We start from the raw sequence: 16,800 nt of genomic DNA on the forward strand, positions 1-16,800 counted from the left end.
AGAGCCCACCGACCGAGCCGGCCGCCCGGCCACCTCGTGCCATCACCGCCGCTCTCGCTAGCCGAGCAGCGGGCGAGCGGCCGTGGTGGTCAGCATGTTGAGCAGCCTCGCGGTGAGCTCCTTGTAGACCGGGATCTTGAGGAGGGATCCGCCCAGCGTCGCACCCGCAGTCGCGATCGCCGCGAGTATCGCGGTGGCGAGCGCGATGAGTTGCACCAGAACGCTGATCTTCAGCGCCAGCACGAGGGCGGCCGAGATGAACAGTCCTGCGCCGACGGCCAGCATTCCGCTCGTCGCATCCGACAGCACCGGGTGCGGCGCGTCATCCTGTTCCCACGCGGCCCGGAACGCGTTGACAGCCTCGCCCGCGTTGTCATTCCACACCTGGGCGGCCGAGCCACCCGCCAGCTCGCCGACCCCGTCCAGCAGCGCCTCGAATCCCGCGAACAACGTACCCGCGTTGCCGAGTTTGACCTCGTCCGCCTCCGTCCACCAGTACCCGGCGTTCTCGAGCAACGAATCCGCCCACCCCGGCAATTGCAGACTCACGACGTCGGCCCCGGATCGATGTTCATCATGCTGGCCTGCTCGGCCGCCGTGATGTTCGCGTCCATCTGGAGCACGCCACTCCCCCGGCTCTGCAGCCCCTCCATCACCGATGCCAACGTGTCGTCCGCGGCCTCACGGATCGCCTGGAACGAACTGCCGATGAGTTGACTGATCAGGTCGTTGCCCACCATGGGCTCCAGTTGTTGCAGCGCGTTTCCCAGGGCCTGCCAGTGCTCGTGGAGTTGCTCCACCGCGGCCTGCAAACCTCTGTCGGCGGACTGCAGGCTCGGCGAATGTCTATCCAGCACGGGTTCGGGGCCGGAGGTCATGCTCGTCTTTCGAATCGCAGCACGATGTCGTTGACAGCCTGAGAGAACCTCTCCAGCTGGCGTACCGATTCGTATTGAAGCGTCAGCAGAGTGGATGACAGTTCATCGGCCTCCGGGGGAGCGCCGGCCTGCTGCACGATGTTCGCCCGGAGGTCATCAACGGCGGCGTTGACCGCCGTTACGATTTCCGCGCACATTTCCTCCGCGCTCAGCCTCATCAGACGCGGATCGACCGACAACGACTTGAGCCCCCCACCGGCGACCACCGTGGCCTGTACGCGACCTCTGGCCGCGCTGCCCTCGCCCTGCAGCGGCGACGCCTGCTCGTCGGCGGTGTGAAAAGGGTCGCCGGGAGACTGAGCTGCGGCCAGCGCGCGCCTGGCCTGCTCGATCACGTGGTCAAGCCCCTCCGCGCCGAGCTCTCGATTTCCCGCCATGCCCACCCGGCTCCTGTCCTCTGGCATCAAAGCGAACCGAAATTGTACTTATAGGAGGCCTCATATCAGGGAACTAAAATGACATTTCCCCCAAAACCAGGAGAACTATTGGTTAAGCAGAATTAACAGGTTGAATGCGTAGAGTCTCTGGGTCGTGACGGACAGCGCTCGGTGCGGTACGACCGGGGTATGCGATACGGGCAAAGGGGCGGGTACACGCCCGCGGAGCAGGAGCGGTGGGAGCGTGTACGGCTGCAGGCGGCCGAGTGGTTCGAGGCCGGCGAGTCGGCCAAGACGGTCGCGCTGCGTTTACGGGTGCACGAGCGGTCGATGACGCGCTGGCGCAAGGCCTGGCGGAAGGGTGATGGCGCGGGAGTGGTCCTCCTCGATGACAGAAGGTCGTAGGCGCGGACCTGGTCGGTGATGAGCGACCCGGCGACGCGGAGCATGTCCGGCCAGTGGGTGGCGATCCTCTTGAGGTTGACCTTGTTGCGGGCGATGTCCTCCAGCGGCCCGTACCCGGTGGCCGGCTCCTCACCGTCGGGCAGGTCGGCCCGCCAGAACCGCTGGTCCTGAGACTTGTTTCTGCTGTTCAGAGAGCTGAAAGCGGGGACGTTTGTTGAGCGACAGGTGTCGCGCATCGGGCGACCTGCGCCACTGTGGATGGAGATCAACGGAGAACAGCCCATCACGTTCAGGGATCGCAACGTGCGTGATGGCGACCTGCCGCCCCGCCTGGCGCTCATCGGAGACCCGGTCGACGAGCAGGGCCACCGGATCGAGATGGCGCCCTCCGTGGTCAGGTTCCTCTCGCTGGAGCCGTTGCTGGGCCCCTTGCCGTCACTGGACCTGTCGGGGATCGACTGGGTCATCGTCGGCGGGGAGAGCGGTCCGCGGCACCGGCCGCTGGATCTGGCCTGGGTGAGGGACATCCGGGACCGCTGTGCCGATCTGCAGATTGCCCTCTTCAAGCTTCTCTGCACTAACGCTGGGCCTGCGCGAGTGGCTTCGATCCGCTTGCCATTTCTAGATCGCGACGGGCAGTGTTTCGATCCAGCAGTCAGCGACATGGGGTTCAAGCACGGCTTTCGCCTCCTCGGCGTCCTCGTGGGTCAGGAACACTCCAGAGCCGGAGATGTCAGGCCCGTCGCGGAGCTCGACGCGGGTCATGACGACGTAGACGTTGCGATATCTTTCCCGGCGGACTTGCCGGTGATCTTCACTGCTGCGGAGGGCTTCGACCAGGTCGGCGGCCGAGGCGATGGTGAAGCCCGCGTCAACGCCGTGCAGCGGCGTGGTCGGCCAGCGCGTATCACCGGCGAAGACGTTGGTGAAGAAGCTCCGGCGCGTGGGGGCGAGGACGTCTTCGTGCCAGCCGACCGCCATGCTGATGATGTAGTCGGTCTCTCCCTGGCTTTCCACCAGGAAGACTCGATCGCTGGTGCTGAAGTCGACGCCGGGATGAGTGGCCTTGATGCGTTCGGCTTCGTCGTCGGGCGCAGGTCTGATCAGCAAGCCGTGGTAGGTGTCCCGGATCTTCATGACCTCTGCCGGCTTGAAGAGCACCTCGATGGTGGTCTTCGGGAGGTCGTCGGCCTCGTCCGGGCTTCCGAGGCTGCGGAACAGCAGTTGGCCGTGGCTCGCGGTGTAGGCCCACAGTACGAAGCTGCGCTCGCTGCGGAAGATCTCCTTGCCCGGCGAAAGCTGCTGGTCCGTGTTGAACCAGGCCTTGTTCGTCATGCGGATCAGGGTCGCGCCTCAAAGGATCAGCGGTCAACCGGCTGCAGGCCCGGACGACCAGTCTCGGAGGTGGTGGGCCGCCTGCAATCTGTGCCGGAGCGAGGCCTCGCTGGCGCGTGGGACCGTTCGCTGCCTCAGCTGCGGGGATGGCGGCGAAGGTCGCCGCATGGACCGGACATCACTGCTGATCAGCGCCTGCCCGGTTGAGTTGTCGGGTGAGCTGCTGGTTGACGTGCTGCGCGGCTTCGAGCTCGATCGCCAGCTCCTTGAGCTGGCGCCGCAGGTCACTGTTGCTCTGTTCGAGGTCGACGCCGGTCAGCGTGAGCAGCCGCGTCCTGGGCTCCGCGGTGCGGCCCGACCCGGCCGAGGGCCACGGCAGCGCAAGCCGTCCACCGAGCCGACCGGGCGATCAGGAGCGGGGAAGGAGAGGACCGAGGGGCCCCAGGTCGATGTTGAGGTCCTCCGGAGCCAGCTCGAACCGCTCGCACAGCTCCGTCATGGCCTCTTCCAGGCGCATCAACGTCAGGCCCAGCACCTCCACCTGCTCTTCCGACAGATCTTCCTGTTCCATCCGGCGGATGGCCTGGCGCTCCACGAGCTGGCGGATGAGCTCGACGAGCGTCAGGACGAGGCGGGACAGGTCCCGCTCCACCGCCTCGCGGTCCGCCTCGATGCGCAGCCGCCTCGACGGCCGGCTTTCCGCGGAGCGGACCGTCTGCGGGCCTTGGATCCTATTCACTGTGTGCACCCACGATCGTGTCGGATTCCCGTACGGACATGATCAGCGCACGCACGGAGATGCGGACGAGATCGATGTCCGCGATCGAGAGCACGAGGTCGCCGTGGACGACCACCCCGCCCGCGAGCAGCCGGTCCAGAAGGTCCACGAGCGCCACCCGCTCGGACGGCAGGCGGCCCTCGCGCGCCAGCACGCCGCCACGCGGCTCAGGGTGCGTCACTTCGCGCCTCTCTCTCCAGCGGCTCGACGGGCGTCGTGAAGGAGTAGGGCGCCCACGGGCCGGTCAGCTCGACGTCGATCCCCTCCTCGCGCAAACCCTCGACGACCTGCCCGAACTCCTGGGCGCGGGCCTCGTCGACCAGGTACGCGCCGTTGAGGAGCATCCACTCCTCGCGACCCGACAGCTGCGGGTCCTGGGCGCCGTGGCGACGGCTCGCCACGGAGACGGAGCAGAGCACGTCGTGGATCCGCTCGCCCCGCGCGGCCGCCCGCTGCCACGCCTCCTCACGGGTGCGCAGGCCGGCTTGACGCTTCTTGAGGTACGCCCTTCCCGGGCTGTCCTGCGCGGCCGGTTCTTCGGCCGGGGCCGCCGCGGTCGGGGCGGCGTACACCTTCACCCCCCACTCCTGGCGGCCGGCAATGTGGGACAGCACCTCCACGAAGTCGTCATGCCGCTGTTCCAGGAGGTCCCGGATCTGCCCTTCGTCGTGGTAGACCGTGACCAGCCGCACCGGAGCGGTCGGCGCCTTCGCGGCCACCGCCTCCACCACCCGGTGGTGAGCGCGGGCGGTCTCGCCGAGCCAGTCCAGGTCTTCCAGCGACTGCCGGAGCGGCTCCTCGCCGAACTCCGCCAAGGGAACGGCGCTCACGTACGCCGCGAGACCGGCATGGGAGATCGCCCGCACGGGCCCGCCCGCGACCCCCGTCAAACCCTCCACCGGCGCGGAGTCCCGCTCCAGCGCGACCGCGTAGAGGTACGTGCCCACGTCATCCATCGGGCTCCTCCACTTCGCGCGACCGCCTCCTGCTGCTCTCCGCGTCTTCCGGCAGCGCCTGTCGCGATCCCTCCGCGATGGCGAGCCGCTCGCGGAGCCTGCGATTCTCGTCCAGCAGCTCCCGGTTCTTCCCGGTGAGCCAGGGGTCCTGCTCCCACCAGTCGATGCCCATCTCCCTTGCCGTGTCGACGGACGCGACGATCAGCCGTAGCTTGATGGTCAGCAATTCGATGTCCAGGAGGTTCACGCGGATGTCGCCCGCGATCACGACCCCCCTGTCGAGGACCCGTTCCAGAATGTCGCCGAGGTTCGTCGGCTCCCTCTGCGCGGGGGAATAGGGCCGGCCCACCATGGGGCTCGATTCGGTCATGTCTCGTGCCTCACGCGTTGTCGCTCCTACCGCGCCTGTAGCGCCGCTTCCTCTGGTAAGAGGTCAGATTTCCCTCCATGTCCAGCTCGGCCTCGTAGAGCGCCAGGATGTCGCCGGATGAGGGAATACGGCGATCCTCCAGCACCTCTACGTCGACCACCCAGCCGCCCTCGACCGGCTGCACCCGCGTGGCGCCTTCCACTTCCTTGGCGGTCAAGTCGGTGATGTGCCGTATTCCGGCCGCTCCCGCGGTCGCCGCCGACAGGGTGCCGGAAGGGCGCCTTCTGGTTTCGACGTCGCTCTGCTTCTTGTCCTCCGGGGCACCGCGCCTGGCAGGCACGCGATCAACCCCTCTCCTGGCCGTCAGCCGCCGCACCGGTGCCGGCAGGACCGGATCGGCCGGTCATCCGCTGGAAGATCAGCTCCGTCTCGCGGGCCGCGTCCTCCTCCGATATCGCACCGTCGGCTTTGAGCCGCTCGAGCTCCTCCAGCCGGCGCCTGATCACGACCGGGTCGCGCAGCTCCCGCTCGACCTGTTCCTGGATCAGCTCTCCCAGCCGGATCACGCCCTTGACGGGAAGGAGCGGCCAGCCGAAGAAAAGGCTGATCAGCCCCACGCGGCACCACCCGCCCCGGACGCCACGAAGTCGTACGCCGCCATCGGCCCCAGCAGGCGGAACTCCACCCGTCCCGCCCACCGCTCGGCGAAGTCCGCCACGACCTGCTCGAGCTCGGCCTGCCGGTCCATCTCCACGAGGAGCGCCAGGTGGACGGCGTCCTGCTCGTGGGACGGCTCTCGCACGGCGGCAAGCGCGCTCACCGCATCGACGGCCTCCAGCAGCGCGCGGGTGTCGGACTCGCGCTTGGCCGCGATCGCGTTGCCGACCAGCTCCCCGAGCCGGATCCGCAGGTCGCGGGCCGCTTCCTCCCCTAGAGTGCGAATCTCGTCGCGCAGTCGCGCGGCCTCGGGGATCTCCTCCATCACCTCTCGCAGCACTGCCTGCTCGACGTAACGGCCCTTGACGACGTACTGGGCCCGTCCGTCCATCTCCTTCAGTGCGGCGAGGAACTCGTCGTGATGAGCTGCCAGCAGCTCGTCGACGACCGCGTCCGCGCTCGCCAGGACGGCGCCGAAGCGGAGGGGCAGCACGGGGACCGCGGCCGCCGTGCCGTCCAGCAGTCCCTGGTGCCTGACGAGGTCGTCGGGCGTGCCGAGCGGGCGATCAAGGGGGATCTCGCTCACCAGAGCGGCGATCTCACCGTGTCGTATGACCTTGACCTCGCCCGGCTCGTCGCCCACGCCGCCGGCGTCCTCGGCCACCTCGACGTCCTCGGGGACCAGGCCGTAGACGTACAGTCCGACGCCTGCTTCAGGGGCTTCACCCATGTCAGCGCTCCTCTCCCTCGGGCCGCGGTGCTTGCTGTCGTTCGTCCTTGCGCTTGCCGGTGAGGTCGCCTAGTTTCTCTCCGGCCGCGTCCAGCACGCCTTGTGCGACGCCCTTGCTCCTGTCGCCGATCGCCCCCTGCTTGGCGCCGTGCACCATCTCGGGCAGCCCTGGATCCTTCGACTCGCGCAGGTCCAGCCGGTTCACGGCCTCGGCGAAGCGCAGGTAGGTGTCCACGCCGGCGACGACGACGCGCGCGTCGATGGTCAGAATCTCGATGCCGACGAGTGAGACCCTGACGTACGCATCGATGACCAGCCCCTTGTCCAGGATCGTATCGATGACATCCGCCAGGCCCGATGGAGACGGACCTCCGGCCATTCCTCCCGTTGCGGGTTGGACAGTCATATGTCTTCCTCTTCCTCCTGCTTTCTCGGCGGCTAGACGTGTCGTCAGGCCGGCCGGGCCGCCGGCTTGCGGCGCACCGGTCGCGAGGGCGGCTCCTCCGCGCGAACCGGCCGCGCCGGACGCTCCTCGGCCCGTTCCTCTCGGTGGGCGGTCTGGTGGTCCTCCGCGACCTGGCCGTCGCGGATCTGGCCGCGCCGGCCGTCCGCCGCCATCTCGCCGAGGTGCAGCATGGTCTCGGTCATGACGTGTCGCGCGAAGTGCTTGAGCCGCAGGCGTGCCCGCCTGCCCGGTGCCCGCCATATGGTGCCCACGCGCCCGACAAGGCTCTGCGGGTGGAACACGAGTACGAGCATGACGCGGGTCAGATCGGGCGCGAGCTCGTGAAACGTCACGGCGCCGTCGACGCGGACCTTGCCGCCCGCGGACCGCCAGATGATCCGGCCGGGCACTTGCTCCACGGTCTCGACCTGATGCATCAAGCCCGAAAAGTCCGCGAACTGCGTCCACTCGTCGTAGACGACGCGCACAGGTGCCCCGATGTCGATCGATTCGACGATGTCCATGATCAGTCCTCCTGGCTCTCCCACCTCGCCTCGACCGCCCGCCTTGAGTGGGGTGCCGTGCGAGGAGAAGTGGTCGCACTACCCCCCAAAATGTCCAAAGAACACATAAACGACAAAAAGGGCGGACCAAATCCTCTGCGACCACCTCGCGCCGGTGGACGTGCGCCTTACGGCGTGCGGGCGGCGGGGTCCGCCACGGCGTAGGCACCCGGTGAAGGAGAAGCGCGTAATCCCCGGTTGTCCGGGCAGTGGGAATTCGTCGATTCCCGGATCTCGGACAATGCTCCGCAAGGGGGGAGGCCGATATGGCTCGGAAGGACAAGGCCAAGGGGAAGGCCGAAGAGATCAGAGGCATGGCCAAGGAGCGTGCCGGTGACGTCACCGATGACGAGTCTCTGCAGGCCAGAGGAAAGACAGAGAAGTCCAAGGCCAATCTCAAGCAGGCCAAGGAGAAGGTGAAGGACGCCTTCAAGAAATAGCGGTCCGGCAACGGCGGAAGCCCTTCGGGAGAGGGCTTCCGCCGTTGTCTGCCTGCGGCGCCAGACGACTCAGGACTTATCTCGTCTAGGGACGGATGATCGCCATTCTGGTGACCGTCAGCTCCTCGATCGCGAAGCGCGGCCCTTCGCGGCCGATGCCGGAGTCCTTGACGCCGCCGTACGGCATGTTGTCCGCCCGGAACCCGGGCACGTCGTTGACCACCACTCCCCCGGCCTCGATCCGCTCGATCGCGGCGAAGGCCGTGGCCAGCGACCGGGTGAAGATCGCCGCGTGCAGGCCGTACCGGGAGGTGTTCACCGCGGCGAACGCTGCCTCCAGGTCGGGCACCGGCCGCACGCACACGACCGGACCGAAGATCTCCTCGTCCCAGGCGGCGGCCCCGTCGGGGACGCCGGCGAGCACGGTCGGCGCGATGGCCCTGCCGTCGCGGTGCCCGCCCGTGACGGGCTCGGCCCCGGAGGCGGCGATCCATTCCAGTACGCGGTCCGTGGCGGCCTCGTCGATGAGCGGGGCCACGCGGGTGCCGGGCAGGCGGGGGTCGCCGACGGCGACGTTCTTGACGCGGCCGGCCAGCAGGGACAGGAACTCCTCGCGTACCGGCTCCTCGACCACGACCCGCTGGACGGAGATGCAGGCCTGCCCGGAGGCGTAATAGCCGCCGCGCACGACCGCGTCCGCGGCGGCCTCCAGGTCGGCGTCGGCCGCCACGATGAGCGCCGCGTTCGAGCCGAGCTCCAGCAGCACCTTGGTGGGGGCGGCGCCCCGGGCGATGGCGTGCCCGGCGGCGGCCGAGCCGGTGAACGACACCGCGCCGATCCGCCGGTCCTCCACCAGCGTCCGGCCGACCTCGACGTCCCCGGTGACGAGCTGTACGGCGGCCGGAGGCAGGGCGTTCGCGGAGCGCAGGAGGTGCACCAGCCAGAGCGTCGCCAGCGGGGTGGCGGGGGCGGGCTTGACGATCACCGGGCAGCCGGCGGCCACGGCGGGCGCGATCTTGTGGGCGGCGAGCAGGAGCGGGTAGTTGAAGCCGGTGATGCCGACGACGACGCCGATGGGGCGGCGCGTCCAGAACCCGATCAGGCCCTCTCCCGACGGCAGCAGGTCGAGCGGCACGGTCTCGCCGTGCAGCCGGGCGACCTCCTCGGCCGCCGTGACGAGGGTGAGCAGCGTCCTGGCCACCTCCACCTGGCAGTCCACCAAGGGTTTACCGGTTTCCATGACGAGCAGGCGCTCGAATTCCGCGCGGTTGGCGGCGAGGGCGTCGTGGGTCTTCATGAGGACGGCGCGGCGGGCGTGCGAGGGCAGCGCGGCCATGGCGGGGGCCACGGCGAGCGCCTCGTCGATCGCCTGCCTGGCGTGCGCGGGGGTGCCCAGCGGGGCCGCGGCGACGCGGGAGCCGTCGTAGGGGAAGATCACGTCCGTCGTCTGCCCGGTTTCCACCCAGCCGTCCCCGATGGGCAGGCCGGCCGGCCATGCGGTGCCGATGGTCATGAATCTCCTACTGTGGCGCTCGGGAACACGTCGAGGTACGCGGGTGCGTCCTCACGGCCGGTGGCGGCGAGGACGGCGTGCGCGACGGCGCGGCTGAACACGTCGGCGGCGGCCGCCAGCACGTCCTGGAACCCGTCCTGGGCGGGGGCGGGGCCGGCGCAGGTGGCCAGGGCGAAGATGGTGTCGCCGTCGGTCATGGTGTGGGCCGGTCTGATCGCCCTGGCCAGGCCGTCGTGGGCGACCCCGGCCAGCTTGCCGCACTGGGCCTTGGTGAGGGTGCGGTCGGTGGCCACCACGCCGATGGTGGTGTTGAAGGAGGGCGCCTTCCGCGGTTTCCAGGCGCCGGTCTCTTCGGCTGCCGGGGGGCGGAGGTGATCGAACTCGCCCGGGAGGCCGTACCTGGCGCCGGCCAGGGTGCCGTCAGCGGGGTCGAGGACGGAGCCGACGGGGTTAACGACGGCGAGTGCGGCCACGGTGGTGCCGTCGGCGAGGACGACGCTGGCCGTTCCCACGCCTCCGGCCAGGCCGCCCGCCATGGCCCCGGTCCCGGCTCCGACCGACCCGCTCGCCGTCGGCGGCGCCGTCCCGCAGGAGGCTTCACCACCGTCCGGCGTCGCGGTCCTTTGGGGAGGCGGGCCTGGCAGGGCGCCGTTGGGCGGAGACCCGGCCGCCGAAGCTGCGGGGGGCGGCGAGGGGAGGGTGGCGGCGTCGTAGGCCGCTCTGCCCAGTGCCGCGTCGGGAACGGCGCGGAAGGTGCCGCCGCGGCCCAGGTCGAAGATGACGGCCGCGGGCACGATCGGCACCACGCCACCCGCCACCGGATAACCGATGCCCGCAGCGGCCAGGCGTTCCATCACCCCGCAGGCCGCCGCCAGCCCGTAGGCGCTGCCGCCCGTCAGCACCACGGCGTGCACGCGTTCCACCAGGTTGCGCGGGTCGAGCAGCTCGGTCTCGCGCGTCCCGGGGGCGGCGCCGCGCACGTCCACGCCCGCCACCGCACCCTCAGCCGGAGGCAGGACGACGGTGGTGCCGGTGCGATGGCCGCCGCCGACCCGGTGCGCGTGCCCGACGCGCAGCCCCGCCACGTCCACCAGCGAGTTCGTCGGCCCGGGACGCATCAGAAGTCACCGTTGAGGAACCGGCGGGCGGCCTCGGCGAACACCCGGGTGCAGCGGACGATCTCCGCGACCTCGACGTACTCGTCCGACTGGTGCGCGATCCACTTACCGCCCGGCCCGTACACCACGGAGGGGATCCCGCCCCAGTGCGTCAGCACGGTGCCGTCGGTCGAGCCGGGCACCCCGCCGTAGACGGGTTCCTCGCCCGTGACCGTGCGGTGGGCGGCGGCCAGCGCGGCCACCACCGGATCCGACACGGGCACGTCCACCGGCGGCCGGTCCACCAGCACCGACACCTCGGCGGCGATCCCGTCGCAGGCGGCCAGAGCGGCCACGCGGTCGGCCACGTCCTTGTGCTCCACCCCGGGGATCGTCCGCACGTCCACGAACACCGAGGCGACCGCGGGGATGACGTTGACCTGCTCCTCGGAGCCGGCGCGCAGCACGGTCGGCGTGACGTACACCTCGCCGAGGTGCTCGTGCGCCGGGTGCCGCCCCTGCAGCTCCGCCTGCAGCGACCGCAGGCCCACCAGCAGCGAGCCCACGGCAGGCAGGGGGTTGCGGCCGTGCTGCGGCATCGCCCCGTGGGCCATCTTGCCCGTGAGGTCCACCCGCAGCCGCAGCGCGCCCTTGGCGACCGCGCAGATCTCACCCGCCTCCGGCTCGGCCACGATCGCGCCGTCCACGTCGGCCGCCAGCCCTTCGGAGACGAAGTGGTGCGCGCCGATCATGAGACCTTCCTCGTCGGCGAGCGCGCACACCTTGATCCGCCCGGGAAACGGGCCGGCGAGTTGCAGCGCGCGGGTGGCGAAGAGGGTGGCGGCGAGGCCGGACTTCATGTCGGCGCTGCCCCGCCCGTACAGCCTGCCGCCGCGGATCTCCGCACCGAACGGATCCACGGTCCAGGTGGACAGGTCGCCCTCGGTGACGACGTCCGTGTGCCCCTCGAACATCAGCGTCGGCCCGTCACCGCCGCCGCCCTCGACGACGGCCACCACGTTCGGGCGGTCGGGCGCCGCCTCGTACACGGCGGGCTCCCAGCCCCACTCGCGCATCTTGGCGGCCACCAGCTCGGCGGCGGCGCGCTCGCGCCGCCCCGGGTCGTTGGTGCTGGGGATGCGTACCAGCGCCTGCGTGAACTCGACCACTCCATCGGCATCGACGTCGATCAAAGCAATCCCTCCAGAGTCGGTACGGCCTGCAGCAACGTACGCGTGTAGGGGTGGGCGGGCGCGGCCCAGACCTCGTCCACGGGGCCGGTCTCGACGATCTCGCCCGCGCTCATGACCGCGACCGTCTCGCACACGTGCCGTACCACGGACAGGTCGTGCGAGACGAACACGAGCGTGAGCCCGAGCTCGTCGACGAGGTCGGCCAGCAGGTTGAGTATCTGCCCGCGTACGGAGACGTCCAGGGCGCTGACCGGCTCGTCGGCGACCAGCACCTTCGGCCGGGGCGCGAGCGCGCGGGCGATGGCGATGCGCTGCCGTTGCCCGCCGGAGAACTGGTGCGGGTACCGGTCGGCGGCCGCGGCGGGCAGCCCGACCCCCTCCAGCAGTTCCGCGACCCGGTCGCCGGCCGGGAGGCCGAGGGCGACGAGGGGCTCGGCGACGAGGTCGCGCACGCGCATGCGGGGGTCGAGCGAGCTCATCGGGTCCTGGAAGACGATCTGGAGGTTCTCCCGCAGGAAGCGCAGCCTGCGCTCCGGCAGGCCGGTGATCTCCTGGCCGTCGAAGGTGATGGAGCCGCTGGTGGGCTGGTCAAGGGCGCAGAGCAGGCGCAGCAGGGTGGACTTGCCGGAGCCGGACTCGCCGACGATGCCGTACCGCTCGCCCCGGCCCACCGTGAGTGACACGTCGCGCAGCGCGTGGACGGCGGCGCCCGGCTTGGTGAGCGACGTGCGGGGGCGGTGGTAGACGCGGGTGAGGTTGCGGGCGTCAATCAGCGGGGTGCCAGCATGCGTGGGCATGTCCGTCTCCTGTCAACGCCGGTGCCGTCTCGCATTCGAGGGTGGTGTGCGGGCAGCGGTTGCTGAACACGCAACCGTCCGGGAACCGCCCGGCCGGTGGCACGCTGCCCTTGATGGTGGGCAGCCGGGTGCCGCGCGGGGTGAGCTTGGACGCGGCCAGCAGGCCCTCGGTGTAGCGGTGGCGGGGCCTGGTGAAGACCTCGCGGATGGGGCCGCTCTCGACGACGCGGCCGCCGTACATGACCAGGACCCGCTCGCAGACGGAGGCCACGACGGCGAGGTCGTGGGTGATGAACAGCAGCGCGGGCGCGACCTCGGCGATCAGGTCGAGCATCTGCTTCTGCACGGTGACGTCGAGCGCGGTGGTGGGCTCGTCGCAGATGAGCAGGCCGGGCTCGTTGGCCAGGGCGATGGCGAGCATGACGCGCTGCCGCTGCCCGCCGGAGAGCTGGTGGGGGTACGCCCGCGCGATCTGCCCGGGGTCGGGCAGGCGGACCCGGCCGAGGAGGTCGACCGCCCGCTCGCGGGCCTCCTGGCGGCCGCGGCCGTGCAGGGTCATGACCTCGGCGACCTGGGCGCCGATCCGCATGAGCGGGTTGAGGGCGGTCATCGGCTCCTGGAAGACCATCGACACCTCGCGCCCGCGCAGCCGCTTCAGCCGCGATTCCGGGACGCCGACCAGGTCGTGCTCGCCCAGCCTGGCCCGGCCCGCGGCGGTGACGCCTTCGGGGAGCAGCCCCATGAGCGACAGCGCGGTCAGCGACTTGCCGGAGCCGGACTCGCCGATCAGCCCGACCCGCTCCCCCGGCCCGATGGCGAACGACACGTCGCGTACGAGCTCGACGGCGTCCGCCCGCACGCTGAGGCCCTCAACCGTCAGCACGGATCCTCCTGAGCTTGGGGTCGAGGAAGTCGCGCAGGCCGTCGCCCAGGAGGTTGAAGCCGAGCACGGCCAGCGCGATCGCCAGGCCCGGCCAGAGCGCCAGGCGCGGAGTGGAGAACAGCAGTTCCTGCGACTCCTGCAGCATCCGCCCCCACGACGGGGTCGGCGGGCGGGTGCCGAAGCCGAGGAACGACAGCGCCGCCTCGGCCAGGATCGCGATCGCGAACGACACCGACGCCTGCACGATCAGCACGGAGCCGATGTTCGGCAGCACGTGGCGTACGGCGATCGCGGTGCGGCGCCGCCCGGCGGCCCTGGCGGCGAGGATGTAGTCGGTGACCATGACCTGGAGCGTGGCGGCGCGGGCGACGCGGGCGAACGCGGGCACCGTGGCCACCCCGATCGCGATCATCGCGGTGAGCGTCCCGGCGCCGTAGACCGCGCCGAGCATGACGGCCAGCAGCAGCGCGGGGAAGGCGAACACCAGGTCGTTGACCCGCATGATCAGCTCCGACAGCCAGCCGCGCGGCGTCATCCCGGCGATCAGGCCGAGCGGCGTGCCGATGACGGCGGCGATGCCGACGGCCACGATGCCCACGTAGAGGGTGGTGCGGGCGCCGACCATGAGCTGGCTGAAGGTGTCGCGGCCGAACTTGTCGGCGCCCAGGAGGTAGCCGCCGCCCGGCTCGCGCAGCTTGCGCGCGGCGTCCACGAGCGTCGGGTCGTGCGGCGTCCAGAAGAACGACACCAGCGCGGTCAGCACCACGAGCCCGACGAGCGTGCCGCCGACCAGCAGCCCGGCGTTCAGCCGCCCTCTCATCGCAGCCTCGGGTCGAGCAGGTGGTAGGTCACGTCCACCACGAAGTTGATCAGCAGTACGGCCCCCACCAGCACCATCACCACGCCTTGGACGAGCAGCAGGTCGCGCCCGGCCACGCCGTTGAGCAGCAGGTCGCCGAGCCCCGGGATGACGAAGACCCGCTCGACCACGACCGCGCCGATGAGCAGCGTGGCCAGCTGCAGCCCGAGCACGGTGACGACCGGGATGGAGGCGTTGCGCAGCCCGTGCCGCCACAGCGCGCCGGTGCTGCCGCGGCCCTTGGCGCGGGCGGTGCGCAGGTAGTCCTCGCGCATCACGTCGAGCACGGCGCTGCGGACGTAGCGGGTGAGGACCGCGCCCTGGACCAGGCCGAGCGACAGCCACGGAAGCAGCAGGCTGCGCAGCCACTCTGCGGGGTCCTCGGCGATGGGCACGTAGCCGCCCGACGGCAGCGCCTGGGCCTGCACCGCGAACACGAACACCAGCAGGATGCCGGCCAGGAACGCGGGGATGGCGATGCCGACCTGGCTGATCGCGCTGATGACCGCTCCCAGGGGGTTGCGGTGGTGCACGGCGGCGAACGTGCCGAGCGGCACCGCGATGACCAGGGCCAGGACCATGCCGCCGAGCACGAGCACGGCCGTGACACCGAGCCGGTCGCTGATCTGGGGGCCGATGGGCGAGCTGGTCACGTAGGAGGTGCCGAAGTCGCCCTGCACCAGCCCGCCGAACCAGTCGAGGAACTGCGCGGCGGGCGCCCGGTCGGTGCCGAACTGCTCGCGCAGCGCGGCCACCGCCTCCGGGGTGGCGTTGACGCCGAGCGCGATCTCGGCCGGGTCGCCGGGCAGCAGCGCCATGAACGCGAACACCACCACGCCGGCCACGGCGGTGCTCGCGAGCAGCACCGCCAGCCGCTTGAGCAGGTAGAGCGTCACTGCTTGGCGAGTCCGGTGAAGTCGAAGGCCTCCGCGATGGCGTTCTTCGGCAGCCCGGTGACGCCCTTCTTCGCCACGATCAGGTTCGGGAACAGGAACAGCCAGTCGGCCGCGGCGTCGTCGGACAGCAGCTTGGCGGCCTTCTTCAGGTCGTCGGTCTGCTGCTGCTCGGTGCCCTCGTCGGCGGCGGCGAGGAGCTTGCCGAACTCGGGGTTGTCGTAGCGGAAGTAGTACGACTTATCGGCGAATATGCCCATATCCCGGGGTTCGACGTGGTTGATGATGGACAGGTCGTAGTCGCCCTGCTTGAACACCACGTCCAGCCAGCGGGCCGGGAACTCCAGGGGCTCGATCTCGGCGTTGATGCCCACCTGGGCCAGCTGCGACTTGACGACCTGGGCGCTGTTGACCGCGTACGGCAGGTTGGGGATGCGCATCTTGACGTTGAGCGTCTTGCCGCCGAGCAGTTCCTTGGCCTTGGCGGGGTCGTACGGGTAGTCGCCGGTGCGGTCCTCGTACCACGGGTCGGTGGGCGGCACCATCGAGCCGATCAGCTGGCCGCGCCCGGCCCAGGCGGTGTCCAGCAGCGCCTTGTGGTCGATGGCGTAGCGGACGGCCTGGCGGGCCTTCTTGTCGTTGAACGGGGCGCGCGAGTTGTTCATCGACAGCACGACCTCGCCGTTCGTGGTGCCCTCGATCGTCTCGAAGCGGTTGGGGTCGGCGAACTGCTGCAGCGACTCGGGCGCCTGGACGCTGGAGATGACATCGATGCCGCTGGTCAGCAGCGCGTTGTTCATCGCCGTGGCGTCCTTGAAGTATTTCAGCGTGATGGACGACAGCGCCGGCTTCGTCCCCCAGTAGGAGGGGTTGGCGTTGAGCTGGATGGAGTCGCCGCGCCGCCACGAGCCGAGCACGTACGGGCCGGTGCCGACGGGCTTGTTGGCGAGGTCGGCGACGCCGGTGCGGCTGAACATCGCGCCGAGCCTGGTGGCCATCGAGTAGAGGAAGCCGTTGCTGGGCCGCTTGAGCGTGACGACGGCGGTGGAGTCGTCCTTCTTCTCCACCTTGTCGACGACGTCGAACTGGGCCTTGATCTTGAGCTTCCAGTCCGTCTTGACCCGGTCGAGCGAGAACACCACGTCATCGGCCGTGAACGGCGCGCCGCTGCTGAACTTGACGTTCTTGCGCAGCGTGAAGGTGTAGGTCTTGCGGTCGGCCGAGACGTCCCACTTCTCGGCCAGCAGCGGCACGATCTTGCCGTCCTGGTCGAGCTTGACCAGGCCCTCGTAGACGTTGACGAGCAGCGCCTGGGGGATGGCGGCGCCCTCGGTGGCGGTGAAGTCGAGGTTCGCCGGCTCGGCCACGAACCCTACGGACAGCGACTGGCTCTTGGGGGCGGTGGCGTCGGCACCGCCGTCGCCGCCACCGCAGGCGGCCGTGCTCAGCAGGAGACCGCCCACGGCGATCCAGATCCCGATGCGCCTCATGTCTTGCAGCCTCCTGGCTAGTGCACTGGTCGGACCAGTAGGCTATGCACATTGCCAGTGAGCCGTGGCTCAGGTCAAGGG

The 16,800-nt window shown here is 70.1% G+C and carries 23 protein-coding genes and 2 pseudogenes; 3 read left to right on the forward strand and 22 right to left on the reverse strand.

Translation table 11 applies throughout. The annotated features are described in order from the left end of the window. Positions 1–57: 57 nt before the first annotated feature. Genes ACTMTI_RS28310 through ACTMTI_RS28320 form a run of 3 tightly spaced genes read right to left on the reverse strand, consistent with a single transcriptional unit; the run spans position 58 to position 1,315 of the window. Positions 58–516, reverse strand: a complete 459-nt coding sequence (locus tag ACTMTI_RS28310) for a hypothetical protein (protein WP_441123581.1) — start codon at positions 514–516, stop codon at positions 58–60. A gap of 29 nt (positions 517–545) precedes the next feature. Next, positions 546–878, reverse strand: a complete 333-nt coding sequence (locus ACTMTI_RS28315) for a hypothetical protein (RefSeq protein WP_441123582.1) — start codon at positions 876–878, stop codon at positions 546–548. After that, complete coding sequence (locus ACTMTI_RS28320; protein WP_441123583.1) at positions 875–1,315, reverse strand: YbaB/EbfC family nucleoid-associated protein; 441 nt, start codon at positions 1,313–1,315, stop codon at positions 875–877. The genes ACTMTI_RS28315 and ACTMTI_RS28320 overlap by 4 nt, the downstream gene beginning before the upstream one ends. Positions 1,316–1,504: 189 nt before the next feature. Here ACTMTI_RS28320 and ACTMTI_RS28325 point away from each other — a divergent pair, with 189 nt between their 5' ends. Next, positions 1,505–1,720, forward strand: a complete 216-nt coding sequence (locus ACTMTI_RS28325) for a helix-turn-helix domain-containing protein (RefSeq protein ID WP_441123584.1) — start codon at positions 1,505–1,507, stop codon at positions 1,718–1,720. On the opposite strand, the pseudogene ACTMTI_RS28330 reads toward ACTMTI_RS28325, so the two are convergent. After that, a pseudogene (locus tag ACTMTI_RS28330) lies at positions 1,714–2,061 on the reverse strand (Tn3 family transposase); the annotation flags it as partial. The gene ACTMTI_RS28325 and the pseudogene ACTMTI_RS28330 sit on opposite strands and share 7 nt — an antisense overlap. 37 nt (positions 2,062–2,098) lie before the next feature. On the opposite strand from ACTMTI_RS28330, the pseudogene ACTMTI_RS28335 reads away from it, so the two are divergent. After that, positions 2,099–2,272: pseudogene (locus ACTMTI_RS28335) on the forward strand (DUF5131 family protein); the annotation flags it as partial. A 69-nt stretch (positions 2,273–2,341) separates the two neighbouring features. On the opposite strand, the gene ACTMTI_RS28340 reads toward ACTMTI_RS28335, so the two are convergent. From ACTMTI_RS28340 to ACTMTI_RS28385, 10 genes are all read right to left on the reverse strand, one after another. Then, positions 2,342–3,055 (reverse strand): hypothetical protein, encoded by a 714-nt coding sequence (locus ACTMTI_RS28340; protein ID WP_441123753.1) that lies wholly within the window; start codon positions 3,053–3,055, stop codon positions 2,342–2,344. 409 nt (positions 3,056–3,464) lie between these two features. Then, on the reverse strand, positions 3,465–3,794 hold the full coding sequence (locus tag ACTMTI_RS28345; protein ID WP_441123585.1) for a gas vesicle protein K: 330 nt from the start codon (positions 3,792–3,794) through the stop codon (positions 3,465–3,467). Further along, positions 3,787–4,014 (reverse strand): gas vesicle protein, encoded by a 228-nt coding sequence (locus ACTMTI_RS28350; protein ID WP_441123586.1) that lies wholly within the window; start codon positions 4,012–4,014, stop codon positions 3,787–3,789. The genes ACTMTI_RS28345 and ACTMTI_RS28350 overlap by 8 nt, the downstream gene beginning before the upstream one ends. Next, positions 4,001–4,789 (reverse strand): GvpL/GvpF family gas vesicle protein, encoded by a 789-nt coding sequence (locus ACTMTI_RS28355; protein WP_441123587.1) that lies wholly within the window; start codon positions 4,787–4,789, stop codon positions 4,001–4,003. Before ACTMTI_RS28355 ends, ACTMTI_RS28350 begins: the two co-directional genes overlap by 14 nt. Next, positions 4,782–5,159, reverse strand: coding sequence for a gas vesicle protein (locus tag ACTMTI_RS28360; protein ID WP_441123588.1), 378 nt, complete (start codon positions 5,157–5,159; stop codon positions 4,782–4,784). The genes ACTMTI_RS28355 and ACTMTI_RS28360 overlap by 8 nt, the downstream gene beginning before the upstream one ends. Before the next feature lie 10 nt (positions 5,160–5,169). Beyond that, positions 5,170–5,499 carry a gas vesicle protein GvpO gene (gene gvpO, locus ACTMTI_RS28365; RefSeq protein WP_441123589.1) on the reverse strand — a complete coding sequence of 110 codons (330 nt, stop codon included), beginning with the start codon at positions 5,497–5,499 and terminating at the stop codon, positions 5,170–5,172. Between the two features lie 4 nt (positions 5,500–5,503). Further along, on the reverse strand, positions 5,504–5,776 hold the full coding sequence (locus ACTMTI_RS28370) for a gas vesicle protein GvpG (protein WP_441123590.1): 273 nt from the start codon (positions 5,774–5,776) through the stop codon (positions 5,504–5,506). Further along, positions 5,767–6,546 carry a GvpL/GvpF family gas vesicle protein gene (locus tag ACTMTI_RS28375; RefSeq protein ID WP_441123591.1) on the reverse strand — a complete coding sequence of 260 codons (780 nt, stop codon included), beginning with the start codon at positions 6,544–6,546 and terminating at the stop codon, positions 5,767–5,769. Before ACTMTI_RS28375 ends, ACTMTI_RS28370 begins: the two co-directional genes overlap by 10 nt. A 1-nt stretch (position 6,547) precedes the next feature. Then, the gene (gene gvpJ, locus ACTMTI_RS28380) at positions 6,548–6,952 is read right to left on the reverse strand and encodes a gas vesicle protein GvpJ (RefSeq protein ID WP_441123592.1); all 405 of its coding nucleotides are present in this window, start codon (positions 6,950–6,952) and stop codon (positions 6,548–6,550) included. Between the two features lie 44 nt (positions 6,953–6,996). Further along, positions 6,997–7,515, reverse strand: coding sequence for a hypothetical protein (locus ACTMTI_RS28385; RefSeq protein WP_441123593.1), 519 nt, complete (start codon positions 7,513–7,515; stop codon positions 6,997–6,999). A gap of 305 nt (positions 7,516–7,820) precedes the next feature. Here ACTMTI_RS28385 and ACTMTI_RS28390 point away from each other — a divergent pair, with 305 nt between their 5' ends. After that, entirely contained in the window at positions 7,821–7,994 is a 174-nt protein-coding gene (locus tag ACTMTI_RS28390) for a CsbD family protein (RefSeq protein WP_441123594.1), read from the forward strand. 85 nt (positions 7,995–8,079) lie between these two features. Here the strand turns inward: ACTMTI_RS28390 and ACTMTI_RS28395 are convergent, their stop codons facing one another. Genes ACTMTI_RS28395 through ACTMTI_RS28430 form a run of 8 tightly spaced genes read right to left on the reverse strand, consistent with a single transcriptional unit; the run spans position 8,080 to position 16,719 of the window. Next, positions 8,080–9,507 (reverse strand): aldehyde dehydrogenase family protein, encoded by a 1,428-nt coding sequence (locus ACTMTI_RS28395; RefSeq protein WP_441123595.1) that lies wholly within the window; start codon positions 9,505–9,507, stop codon positions 8,080–8,082. Further along, positions 9,504–10,625, reverse strand: coding sequence for a P1 family peptidase (locus ACTMTI_RS28400; RefSeq protein ID WP_441123596.1), 1,122 nt, complete (start codon positions 10,623–10,625; stop codon positions 9,504–9,506). The genes ACTMTI_RS28395 and ACTMTI_RS28400 overlap by 4 nt, the downstream gene beginning before the upstream one ends. Next, positions 10,625–11,797: a M20 family metallopeptidase gene (locus tag ACTMTI_RS28405; protein WP_441123597.1), complete on the reverse strand. Its 1,173-nt coding sequence runs from the start codon at positions 11,795–11,797 to the stop codon at positions 10,625–10,627. The genes ACTMTI_RS28400 and ACTMTI_RS28405 overlap by 1 nt, the downstream gene beginning before the upstream one ends. Then, on the reverse strand, positions 11,794–12,594 hold the full coding sequence (locus tag ACTMTI_RS28410; protein WP_441123598.1) for an ATP-binding cassette domain-containing protein: 801 nt from the start codon (positions 12,592–12,594) through the stop codon (positions 11,794–11,796). Before ACTMTI_RS28410 ends, ACTMTI_RS28405 begins: the two co-directional genes overlap by 4 nt. Then, positions 12,563–13,477, reverse strand: coding sequence for an ABC transporter ATP-binding protein (locus tag ACTMTI_RS28415; protein ID WP_441123599.1), 915 nt, complete (start codon positions 13,475–13,477; stop codon positions 12,563–12,565). The genes ACTMTI_RS28410 and ACTMTI_RS28415 overlap by 32 nt, the downstream gene beginning before the upstream one ends. Next, positions 13,464–14,297 (reverse strand): ABC transporter permease, encoded by an 834-nt coding sequence (locus ACTMTI_RS28420; protein ID WP_441123600.1) that lies wholly within the window; start codon positions 14,295–14,297, stop codon positions 13,464–13,466. The genes ACTMTI_RS28415 and ACTMTI_RS28420 overlap by 14 nt, the downstream gene beginning before the upstream one ends. Further along, positions 14,294–15,232, reverse strand: a complete 939-nt coding sequence (locus ACTMTI_RS28425; protein ID WP_441123601.1) for an ABC transporter permease — start codon at positions 15,230–15,232, stop codon at positions 14,294–14,296. The genes ACTMTI_RS28420 and ACTMTI_RS28425 overlap by 4 nt, the downstream gene beginning before the upstream one ends. Beyond that, entirely contained in the window at positions 15,229–16,719 is a 1,491-nt protein-coding gene (locus tag ACTMTI_RS28430; protein WP_441123602.1) for an ABC transporter substrate-binding protein, read from the reverse strand. Before ACTMTI_RS28430 ends, ACTMTI_RS28425 begins: the two co-directional genes overlap by 4 nt. Between the last annotated feature and the right edge of the window lie 81 nt (positions 16,720–16,800).

Origin of the sequence: Nonomuraea sp. H19 (assembly GCF_052068215.1) — a bacterium.
Classification (GTDB): domain Bacteria; phylum Actinomycetota; class Actinomycetes; order Streptosporangiales; family Streptosporangiaceae; genus Nonomuraea.

Coding starts and splice junctions, on each gene's coding strand:
- ACTMTI_RS28400 (WP_441123596.1), bottom strand. CDS start 10,625: ATGCGTCCCGGGCCGACGAACTCGCTGGTGGACGTGGCGGGGCTGCGC.
- ACTMTI_RS28375 (WP_441123591.1), bottom strand. CDS start 6,546: ATGGGTGAAGCCCCTGAAGCAGGCGTCGGACTGTACGTCTACGGCCTG.
- ACTMTI_RS28355 (WP_441123587.1), bottom strand. CDS start 4,789: ATGGATGACGTGGGCACGTACCTCTACGCGGTCGCGCTGGAGCGGGAC.
- ACTMTI_RS28410 (WP_441123598.1), bottom strand. CDS start 12,594: ATGCCCACGCATGCTGGCACCCCGCTGATTGACGCCCGCAACCTCACC.
- ACTMTI_RS28325 (WP_441123584.1), top strand. CDS start 1,505: ATGCGATACGGGCAAAGGGGCGGGTACACGCCCGCGGAGCAGGAGCGG.
- ACTMTI_RS28315 (WP_441123582.1), bottom strand. CDS start 878: ATGACCTCCGGCCCCGAACCCGTGCTGGATAGACATTCGCCGAGCCTG.
- ACTMTI_RS28340 (WP_441123753.1), bottom strand. CDS start 3,055: ATGACGAACAAGGCCTGGTTCAACACGGACCAGCAGCTTTCGCCGGGC.
- ACTMTI_RS28390 (WP_441123594.1), top strand. CDS start 7,821: ATGGCTCGGAAGGACAAGGCCAAGGGGAAGGCCGAAGAGATCAGAGGC.
- ACTMTI_RS28420 (WP_441123600.1), bottom strand. CDS start 14,297: ATGAGAGGGCGGCTGAACGCCGGGCTGCTGGTCGGCGGCACGCTCGTC.
- ACTMTI_RS28360 (WP_441123588.1), bottom strand. CDS start 5,159: ATGACCGAATCGAGCCCCATGGTGGGCCGGCCCTATTCCCCCGCGCAG.
- ACTMTI_RS28430 (WP_441123602.1), bottom strand. CDS start 16,719: ATGAGGCGCATCGGGATCTGGATCGCCGTGGGCGGTCTCCTGCTGAGC.
- ACTMTI_RS28385 (WP_441123593.1), bottom strand. CDS start 7,515: ATGGACATCGTCGAATCGATCGACATCGGGGCACCTGTGCGCGTCGTC.
- ACTMTI_RS28320 (WP_441123583.1), bottom strand. CDS start 1,315: ATGGCGGGAAATCGAGAGCTCGGCGCGGAGGGGCTTGACCACGTGATC.
- gvpJ (WP_441123592.1), bottom strand. CDS start 6,952: ATGACTGTCCAACCCGCAACGGGAGGAATGGCCGGAGGTCCGTCTCCA.
- ACTMTI_RS28395 (WP_441123595.1), bottom strand. CDS start 9,507: ATGACCATCGGCACCGCATGGCCGGCCGGCCTGCCCATCGGGGACGGC.